The 7172-nt window shown below is 63.4% G+C and carries 12 protein-coding genes, 1 tRNA gene and 2 rRNA genes (1 of these 15 only partly in view); 3 read left to right on the top strand and 12 right to left on the bottom strand.

The annotated features are described in order from the left end of the window. The 3 genes from ATE67_RS13925 to ATE67_RS13915 all read left to right on the top strand — a co-directional run. Positions 1–787: ribosomal RNA gene (locus tag ATE67_RS13925) — 23S ribosomal RNA — on the top strand; it begins 2004 nt to the left of the window's first position. 133 nt (positions 788–920) lie between these two features. Next, a 5S ribosomal RNA gene (rrf, locus tag ATE67_RS13920) occupies positions 921–1035 on the top strand. 112 nt (positions 1036–1147) lie between these two features. Continuing rightward, positions 1148–1224 (top strand) — tRNA-Met (locus ATE67_RS13915). Between the two features lie 96 nt (positions 1225–1320). Here ATE67_RS13915 and ATE67_RS13910 read toward each other — a convergent pair. The 12 genes from ATE67_RS13910 to ATE67_RS13860 all read right to left on the bottom strand — a co-directional run bounded on the left by ATE67_RS13910 (position 1321) and on the right by ATE67_RS13860 (position 7128). Beyond that, a complete protein-coding gene (locus ATE67_RS13910; protein ID WP_058817283.1) occupies positions 1321–1608 on the bottom strand; it encodes a hypothetical protein in 288 nt (95 codons plus the stop codon). Positions 1609–1733: 125 nt separating this feature from the next. After that, positions 1734–1883: a hypothetical protein gene (locus tag ATE67_RS21450; protein ID WP_156417029.1), complete on the bottom strand. Its 150-nt coding sequence runs from the start codon at positions 1881–1883 to the stop codon at positions 1734–1736. Beyond that, on the bottom strand, positions 1880–3169 hold the full coding sequence (locus ATE67_RS13905) for a hypothetical protein (protein ID WP_058817282.1): 1290 nt from the start codon (positions 3167–3169) through the stop codon (positions 1880–1882). The genes ATE67_RS21450 and ATE67_RS13905 overlap by 4 nt, the downstream gene beginning before the upstream one ends. A 63-nt stretch (positions 3170–3232) precedes the next feature. Further along, positions 3233–3448, bottom strand: a complete 216-nt coding sequence (locus ATE67_RS13900) for a hypothetical protein (protein ID WP_058817281.1) — start codon at positions 3446–3448, stop codon at positions 3233–3235. After that, entirely contained in the window at positions 3445–3786 is a 342-nt protein-coding gene (locus tag ATE67_RS13895) for a hypothetical protein (protein WP_058817280.1), read from the bottom strand. The genes ATE67_RS13900 and ATE67_RS13895 overlap by 4 nt, the downstream gene beginning before the upstream one ends. Then, positions 3783–3995 (bottom strand): hypothetical protein, encoded by a 213-nt coding sequence (locus ATE67_RS13890; RefSeq protein WP_058817279.1) that lies wholly within the window; start codon positions 3993–3995, stop codon positions 3783–3785. The genes ATE67_RS13895 and ATE67_RS13890 overlap by 4 nt, the downstream gene beginning before the upstream one ends. Before the next feature lie 77 nt (positions 3996–4072). Continuing rightward, complete coding sequence (locus ATE67_RS13885) at positions 4073–4384, bottom strand: hypothetical protein (RefSeq protein ID WP_231728162.1); 312 nt, start codon at positions 4382–4384, stop codon at positions 4073–4075. Positions 4385–4472: 88 nt separating this feature from the next. Continuing rightward, positions 4473–5033, bottom strand: coding sequence for a hypothetical protein (locus ATE67_RS13880; protein ID WP_058817278.1), 561 nt, complete (start codon positions 5031–5033; stop codon positions 4473–4475). Between the two features lie 68 nt (positions 5034–5101). Further along, complete coding sequence (locus ATE67_RS13875) at positions 5102–5467, bottom strand: hypothetical protein (RefSeq protein WP_058817277.1); 366 nt, start codon at positions 5465–5467, stop codon at positions 5102–5104. Continuing rightward, complete coding sequence (locus ATE67_RS13870; protein WP_058817276.1) at positions 5464–5727, bottom strand: hypothetical protein; 264 nt, start codon at positions 5725–5727, stop codon at positions 5464–5466. The genes ATE67_RS13875 and ATE67_RS13870 overlap by 4 nt, the downstream gene beginning before the upstream one ends. Beyond that, positions 5724–5921 (bottom strand): hypothetical protein, encoded by a 198-nt coding sequence (locus tag ATE67_RS13865; protein WP_058817275.1) that lies wholly within the window; start codon positions 5919–5921, stop codon positions 5724–5726. The genes ATE67_RS13870 and ATE67_RS13865 overlap by 4 nt, the downstream gene beginning before the upstream one ends. Before the next feature lies 1 nt (position 5922). Then, positions 5923–7128, bottom strand: coding sequence for a hypothetical protein (locus ATE67_RS13860; protein ID WP_156417028.1), 1206 nt, complete (start codon positions 7126–7128; stop codon positions 5923–5925). Positions 7129–7172: the final 44 nt, after the last annotated feature.

Genomic DNA, 7172 nt, shown 5'->3' with positions numbered 1-7172 from the left:
TTAGGAAAGAACTGTGTAGCATAGGTGGGAGGCTTTGAAGCACTGGCGCCAGCCGGTGTGGAGCCATAGGTGAAATACCACCCTGTTGTTTTCTGATGTCTAACCTCGATCCATGAAACTGGATCAGGGACCCTCTGTGGCGGGTAGTTTGACTGGGGCGGTCGCCTCCTAAAGAGTAACGGAGGCGCGCGATGGTAGGCTCAGGACGGTTGGAAACCGTCTGTTAGAGTGCAATGGCATAAGCCTGCCTGACTGCGAGACTGACGAGTCGAGCAGAGACGAAAGTCGGTCATAGTGATCCGGTGGTCCCGAGTGGAAGGGCCATCGCTCAACGGATAAAAGGTACGCCGGGGATAACAGGCTGATGATTCCCAAGAGCTCATATCGACGGAATCGTTTGGCACCTCGATGTCGGCTCATCACATCCTGGGGCTGGAGCAGGTCCCAAGGGTTTGGCTGTTCGCCAATTAAAGTGGTACGTGAGCTGGGTTCAGAACGTCGTGAGACAGTTTGGTCCCTATCTGCCGTGGGCGTCGAAATTTGAGAGGAGTTGACCCTAGTACGAGAGGACCGGGTTGAACATACCTCTGGTGTACCTGTCGTGGCGCCAGCCGCGCAGCAGGGTAGCTATGTATGGACGGGATAACCGCTGAAAGCATCTAAGCGGGAAGCCTCCCTCAAGATAAGATTTCATAGAGCCGTGGAAGACCACCACGTTGATAGATCGGATGTAGAAGCGCGGTAACGCGTGGAGCTAACCGATACTAATTGCTCTATTCGCACTTAAGAGTCCCGCCATCAACGACAAGCCTGACCGGCCAAAAGCCACAGGTTGTCCGCGAATGTCGGATGATTGATCAGACAGACAGTATTGCACGGACATCGATTGAAACCCTTTTGACCCTACGCCGGCTTCATTGCTTGGTGACCATGGCGTCAGTGACCCACCCGATCCCATCTCGAACTCGGCCGTGAAACCTGACAGCGCCGATGGTACTACCGCTTAAGCGTTGGAAGAGTAGGACGTCGCCAGGCATTGCAGCCGACGTAAGGTCGAAAAGAAACCCATTCACAAAGTTAGAGGCCGGCAGAAATGCCGGCCTTTTGCTGTTTTTGCGGCCCGGCAGCGGCGCCGCGGACTGGTTGACGCGGGATGGAGCAGCCCGGTAGCTCGTCAGGCTCATAACCTGAAGGTCGTAGGTTCAAATCCTACTCCCGCAACCATCAAAAAGCCCGCGTTCCCAATGGGTTCGCGGGCTTTTGGCTGTCTGGCGCCGGTGGCCATTCCGAACTTTCCGAATTCGGAATTCCGAACGGCGGCTAATCTTTGGCCTGGATCTTGGCTTTGTGATCGTCGAACGCGCGGTCGCTTTCGATCAGCGCCGCTTCGATCATGACGCTCCACTTTTCTCGCGTCTCGGCCAAGCCATAAGGCGCGTCAGCTCCCACGTCGCGGCCAGCGTCGATCATGTCGGGGCTTGCTTCGCGCATGCCGAAGATCGCCGCTAGCGCGATCTCGCGCTCGATCGTGCCTGTTTGAGAAATTCCGTGGCGAGCCAGCGCCGAGCTTACTTGCGCCGCGACGCGGTCGAGGATGGTTTCACTCATGCTACGTTCCCCTGATCTTCCTCATCGGTCGCCTGCTCTTCGTCGTGGATCCCTGCCTCCTTTTCCAGATCGTTGGCAAGATTGCTAAATTCATCGGCTCGGTCGAAGATCTTCTCGGTCAGCCTTTATAGCGCGTCCTCGCTGATCTCTGTCGCGCCGGTCGTCAATCCCTCGAGTTGCTCGACGCCGATACCAAGATGATAGGCGGTGGCAACTCGGCCGAATTCCCGAATGACTGTTGCGAGATTGTAAGGCGATATCGGCTTGATGCTCACGCGATCTTCTCCTGTTTTTCTTCGTCGGCTGCCGGCGGGCGGCGGTCCTCGAGGCGGGCAACGACGGCCGCGGCCGCCATCGCTTCGGTGCGGGGCATGTATACCTCGAGGATCGCGAGGACGGTTGCGAGCTTGTGGCCGGTGACGCCGGCGATCTGGCCGGGCTCGAGGCCCAGCTCGCCCAGGATGACGACGCAGCTGCGCCGGAGATCCTTGAACTGCAGCAGCGCCAGGTCGGCCGCGAGCTGTTCGTCGCCTGCCTTGGTCGCGAGCTCGATCGCCTTGTCGCGCGTGCGCACGATGTTGTGCTGAAAATTGTCCTGCACCCATGGCTGCCCAGTGCGTTCACAGACGACGATCGCCGTCGACGTCGTGTTGCCGGCGATCGCGGCCTCGACGCGCCGGCGCATGTCGCCCTCGATCGGGATCCCGACGTGGCGGCTGGTCTTCCCCTGGCGCACGTAGAGCCCCATCACTTCGCCCGGGTTCGGCCCGTTCGGATCCTGCGCCGCAGGATCCTGCAGCAGCTGGTGGTAGAGATCGGGACGGTTGCGGAACTTGCGTTCGGGGATCGGCCGCCAGCTGCTGCGCGACAGCTTCAGCACGTCGGCCTGGCGCTGGCCGATGTAGAGGCCGATCTCGATCGCGAGCGCGATGGACGGCAGCGGCGGGTCGAGCGCAAGCGCGGCGTCGACGAATGCCTGGCGGTGATGATCCTCCCATATCACGTCGCGCGGCGCGGGCTTGCCGAGCCCGAACGATGTGAAGGGATTGTCGGCGATGAAGCCTTCGGCCTCGCCCCATTTGCAAACGGTGCGGCCCTGCTCGAGCACATGAAAGGCGGCCTGGTGGCCGAGCCCGCCATAGGTTTTCTTGACCGGATCATATGGCGCGATCGCGTCGCGCAGTTTGCGCACCCGCTGGCGCGTGACCCATGTCGTCGGCATGTCCCCCGCCCATGCCTCGAGCCGATTGAGCGGGGTCTTTGCCGTGCGCTGGGTCGAGGCGGCGAGCATCGGCAGCCGCTGTTCGCGATACGCCTTCAGCATCGCGCCGAAGGTCTGGCGCTTGACCGCCTTTTTGACCGCCGCCGGCCTCGCGCCGCCGCTGCGCCACTCGGCGATTTCGGCGTTGCGCTTCTCGGCTTCGGTGACGGCCGCGACCAGGTCGAGCCCCAGCGGCTTGCTGGTCCAGCCCGCCTTGCGCTCGGGCCCGTTGGGTTCCCAATAGTAGCGGATGCCCCCCGCGGTCGGCTTGCCGACCAGGCCTTTGACGTTCAGTTTCATGGTCCACCTCTGGCGCCGCTTTATCCGGCGGGCGCTTCGCCGGTGTCAAGTTTGGCGGAAAAGCTAGGCTCTCACCTCGTAATGGGTCGGTTCAAAGGGGAGCTGCACGATGATGCCGCCCTCCATTTCGGGCGGGTAGGCCCACATGTCGCCGGTCCAGATCGCGGCGGCATACCATTCGCCCTTGCGTACCAGGCGCCGCTGACCCTTGACCTTGGCCGCGTCGTCGATCGGTGCGAAGGTCAGTTGGTCGAAGCTGAAGTCTTCGGGGGCGGTCATCCCGTCCATCCGTCAAGGAAGCGGGTAACGGCGCCGAGGAGCTGGTTGAGCTTCTCGCTTTCCTCCTCAAGCAGGTGTTGGTGGTGCGAGGCGCGATCGTCCAGCATTGCTGCATCGATCGCCTCGAGCTCGAAGCCTATCGCCGATTGAAGGGCGTCAGCCAGCAGTTCGATCGTCTCGTTGCTGAAGCGATGCGCCTTTTGGGTTGGGTCGGTTCCAAGAACCTCTACCAGTTCGCGTGCGTGTTCGAGCATCTCGCCCGTTGCGAACGCGGCTTGCCCCGCGCCGCTAAAAAGCAACCCCGCCAGCGCCGCAAGCTTGGTCTGTGCGGCGCTCATCCGAGGAACTCCGGGCGCTCGCCTTCAGGGTCGGCGTCTCCCTGGTCTTCGGCGATCGCGTCGAAGGCGGTGGCGGCGGCGGCGCTTATCGCGTCGATGAATTGTTCGCGGCTTTGCCAATCGGGCATGGCGCCGCGGCGGGCTTCGTCGATCGCGTTGATGGCCGCGTCGTTGATCAGCTCGAGCGTGCCCTTTGAAAAGATCGTCATGTCGGTTCCTCTGGAATGAAAAGGCCGGCGGCGAGCAAGGCGCCGCCGGCCATCGCCGCACCGTGCGGTCGATAGGGTTAGGTGACGTTGGCGCGGACGGCCGCATCCTTCGCCTCGAGCAGCTTGCGCAGAGCGACGCTGCGCTCGGCGTTTCGGGGCAAGGTATCGATGATGTAGCAGGCGAGCTCATAGAACTTGATCGAGGTCACCTGCAGGCTCGGGGGCAGGTGCGCGAAATGGAAATATCGCAGGATCGGGTCTGCCAAGAGCTGCGCATCCGTGAACCCGGCAGGTGCAGGGTGGATTGCGTCGACCGGCGAGCCGTGCGTGCCGTCGCTTCCCTCCATAGTTGCTTCGATATCGTCATTGTTTGCGTCGGCGTCGGGCATGTCATTCTCCTTTGCTGCTGGGGAAATTCGGCGGGCGGCGGGTATCACGAAACACCGCCCGCCTCCGCGCGGGGCCGCGCGAATTAGGTTAGGCGGCCGTCACTTCCTCACGGGCGCGCCATTCAGCGTCGTTGTCTGAAAGACGCAGGTTCATCGCCTCGTCGCTTTCGGGCTGCAGGTGCGCGTCGTTGACGATCATCAGATAGAAGGTCCGCCACCAAGCGCGGGTTTCCTCGTCAGGATGATGGACCCCGACGATCTGCGCGGCGTGCATGAAGTGAAGCTGGAAATGATGCGGCAGCTCGTCGACGTGGCGCAGATAGTGTTCGCGCATCTTGTCGAACCAATAGTTGATCGGCCAGCCGTCTAGGTTCTCATTCAACCCAAAAATCGCGCGCGCATGACCGGCAAGGAAGGGGCCGGTGAAGCTGCCGCCGCCGTCGATGAACGGATTGCGCAGAACGCGCTTGTCAAAAGCGGAAAGCAGGATGCAGCGCCGGTACCAGCGGAGCAGTACCTTCACCGGATGATCTTTGCGTAGACCATCTGGCGCGCGCACCGCGGCGAAGAGGACCGACTGTTGCATCATCGGGATATCGAGCACCCACGGATGCTGCACCGGGCCGAAACGCGGCGAAGTGTGCCCCATGCCGTTGCATGCGGCGCATGTGCCGCCGCGCCAGGCGCCGGCGCCATTACAGTCTTCGCAAATAATCCTCATCCTTGCTGCTCCTCCTTCTGGGCTAGTTCGGCCGCCTCGAGGCGGGCGGCGTGGCGGTGGGCCTTGTCGGCTAGGGCGAGCAGGCGGGCGGCGCCTTTCAGCGCGGCGGTCGCGGCGGCGCGGACCTCGACGGCGCTGGCATTGCCCCTCGTGCGATCGAGGATCGGCTGGAAATGATCGCGGCCGAAATTCTCGAGCATCTGGGCGTAGCTGCTGCTGTCGTCGGCCGCCTGGTCGTGGCCCTTGTCGAAATGCGACATGCGAATTTGCAGCAGCTGACCGACCGCCGGCGATTGCATCGCCTGCAGCGCCTGGTGCGCCAGATCGGGATGATCGGAGAGGATCTTCAGGCCGCCGATCATGCCAATTCCCTCGGAGCGTCCTCTGCGTCCTCGTCGATCCAATCGATCCCGACCGGCGCATAATGTGACCACACCGCATCGCCATCCTGGATGCCGCGGGCGACGGGGGAGAGGACGTAGAAGCGCTGGCCAGGGTTCGCCTTCGCGAGGCGCTCGGCTTCGGTCCGTGCGCCGATGTAACTCTCATGCTCGTAACAGGGCGCGCGGCCGCCGCGGCGCCAGACTACCCAAAAGGGCGGCTGGATCTGTCCGCCGATCATGGCTTCGGCTCCAGGTGGGCGTGCGCCGCGCGGACGCGGGTGATGCGGTCGGCCGTGGCGAGCAGCAGACCGACCGGGTTGAGCGCGTGCGGGCCCAGCGCGCAGCATTTGGCGACGCGATCGCGCTCCCAGGCCTCGACCTCGGCCCAGCTGGCGAACGTCGGATCTTCGCCGGTGATCGGGGCGGTGCTCATGTCATAGTGCTCCTGTTGCAACGCCGCCCAAGGTGTAGGTCGGGTCAGCCTTGCGGATCGGTTGGCGCTCGACGATCTTCGCGCCTGCGCGGACAGCCGCCAGCTGTTCCTCGAACGTCCTGGGGCGCGTGGCCTCGTCGCGTTTTTGCTGGCGCCATTGGGCCTTCGCCTCGTCGAAACTCATGGTCGCGAGCAGCTGGCGGAAGGCATAGATCTGCTTCACGCCGGTCGGCGGCCAGTGAGGACTGACGGTCAGACCGTGGCGTGACTTACCCGGGAAGCGCGGCTGCAGCGGCGGCTTACCATCGCGAGCGAGTTCCGCGGCGAGTTCGTCGCGAATGCGGTACGCCGAGCTGTTGCCGACGACGGTAAAGCGGGCAGCGCGTGCGCAAGGCCAACCATCGAGGAGAAGCCTTCGCAGGGCGTCCCGCTGGCTGTCGGTGATGAAGCGAGCGCTTTCGGCCTGGGTATGTCGCGTGCCGTGCGCGTCGCAGCCGGGAAGCGTCTCGCCCTTGCGCGCGAGCCGTTTCACCAAGCGCGCGCGGATCCGCGTGCAGCTGGTCTTCGATGCGCCAGTGCGTTCCGAAATCTTGAGGGTGCCAAGACCTTGCAGGAAGAGGGCTTCGACTTCGGCGCGCGTAGCCTTCGACAGCTTGACCCCCGAGTAGGCCGCCCCCGCACCGGGCGGCTGCAGCGGCGCCTTGCCGTTCGCCTTCAGCTCGCGATTGTAGCGCCGGCGTTCTTCGGCGACGCGCGCGGCCGAGATACCCATGCGCAGCTGAATATCGATACCCTTCAGCCCTTTGCGGAGCATGAGACGGAGCCGCTCGATCTCGGCGGGGACGAGCCGACCGTATTGGTCGCGCGTTGCCGGTCGGTGGCCGGTCCTTTCGCACAGAGCGATCATCACAGCGTTGCACGCCGCGGCCTCGCTGACGCCGAACGTCGCGCCGATGCGGGCAAAGGACCATTTTTCGTCTTCGCGCAGCCGGACCGCTTCGGCGAGCCGCGTTCCCTGCAATTTGGCTTTGGGTGCCGCAGCCACATGCGAGGTTTTCAGGCCCATCTTGTGCGCCATTTGATGAATGGCGGCCCAGCTGCGGTCGGCCAGAGCATCGGCGGCGCCGTTCAAACCTTGGGTCGGGTAGAGCTCGGCAAGGATCGCCCGCTCTTCCTGGGTCCATGGCGGCGATTTTGGCATTGGCATCAGTCACGCGCCTCGAGACAAAGGCCGCCGATCGGAGCGTCTGA

It is taken from the genome of Sphingopyxis sp. H050 (assembly GCF_001468265.1).
GTDB lineage: Bacteria > Pseudomonadota > Alphaproteobacteria > Sphingomonadales > Sphingomonadaceae > Sphingopyxis.
Note: the sequence above shows the minus strand (reverse complement) of the source record. Positions and strands in the feature narration are given on the sequence as shown.